The following is a 1,435-nucleotide window of genomic DNA, read 5'->3' as shown; positions in this document are numbered from 1 at the left end:
GACCCGAGCCCTTGATCTCACGGGTCGACGAGGTGTCGACCTGGGCGAACTTCTCGAAGATTCGCTCGTGATGCTCCTTCGGAATCCCGATGCCGCTGTCGCGCACGACCACCTCGACGTGCGCGCCGACGCGACGGCCGGAGAGGGTCACGCACCCGCCCGCCTTCGTGAACTTGATGGCGTTCGAGAGCAGATTGGTGAGCACCTGGAACAGCTTGTCTCGGTCGCCCACCACCACCAGAGGCTCTGCGATCTCCACCGCGAGAGCGACACCGCCCTTGTCTGCAAGCGCGCGGGCCGTAGCGGCACACGACTCACCGATCTCACGTAGATCGACCGGCATCATGTCCCACTGCATGCGACCGGCCTCGATGCGTGAGAGATCGAGCAGGTTGTTGATGAGACGCGTGAGGCGGTCGCTCTCCTGATTGATGATGCCGAGGAACTCGTGCAGGCTGTCCGGATCGTCAGCGCCCGTATCGAGGAGAATCTCGGAGAACGCCTTGATGGAGGTGAGCGGGGTGCGAAGCTCGTGCGAGACGGTGTTGAGGAACTCGCTCTTGAGGCGGTCCATCTCCTTGAGCTGGCGGTTGGCCTCGGCCAGGGCGCGATGGCTCTCCTCGAGCTCGAACAAGGTTGCCTGCTGGATGCGCGTGTGGTGGCGGAGGTTGCGCACCATGTCGTTGAAGCCCGCGGCGAGGCGTCCCATCTCGTCTGGTGACTCGGGCGCCTCGGCCCCTTCCAGATCGCCCCCGGCCACCCGGTCGGCTCGCTCGAGCAGCTCACTGACCCGCCCCTGGAGGTTCTCGTGCGCGGCGCGCTCGTTCTCCATAAGGCCACGCAGCCGCTCGGCCATCTCGTTGAAGGCGTCGCCCAGCACACCGATCTCATCGCCGCCGCGCACCGTGGCCCGTCGCTCGATATCGCCCGCGGCAATGGCGCGGGCCACCCGGGCCAGGCGGAGGATGGGACCGGTGAACCAGTGCGCCACCACCAGCATGAACACGAGCGCCACCACGATGAGCAGGCCGGTGAGGATCAATACGTATCCGCGGCTCTGGGCAACCGCGGCGCGAAGGCTGGCCAGCGACAGGGTCACGCTCACCGCGCCTTTCACCTTGCCGTTGATGACGATGGGGGCGGCAACCTGCAACGTGCCCTTCTTCTCGTCGGTCTCCACGGTGGGCTCGGCGACGGCGGGACCGTGCAGCACCTGCGTGACGATGGGATCGTCGCAGGTATGCCCCACATCGGCGATCTCGGGGCTGGCCTCGATGCCGCCCGCCTCGTTGAGCACGAGCACGTTGGTGACGTCACGGAGCGTGCGGAGGCTGTCGACCGAGAGCTGGAGATCGTGGGTGTTGAGGGTCGCGATGGCCTGCGCGCTGCTCGATGAGAGCACCCTGGCCATGGCGACGGCGCGCTGCTGGGCCTC

1 protein-coding gene is annotated in these 1,435 nt (G+C 66.8%); it reads right to left on the bottom strand.

Annotated features, from left to right (window positions below; genetic code table 11):
• Window positions 1-1,435, bottom strand: a 1,435-nt coding sequence (locus EB084_25410) for a HAMP domain-containing protein (protein NDD31603.1), incomplete at both ends; no start/stop codon positions are given.

It is taken from the genome of Pseudomonadota bacterium, from assembly GCA_010028905.1.
GTDB lineage: Bacteria > Vulcanimicrobiota > Xenobia > RGZZ01 > RGZZ01 > RGZZ01.
This window is presented reverse-complemented; position numbering and strand designations above follow the sequence as displayed.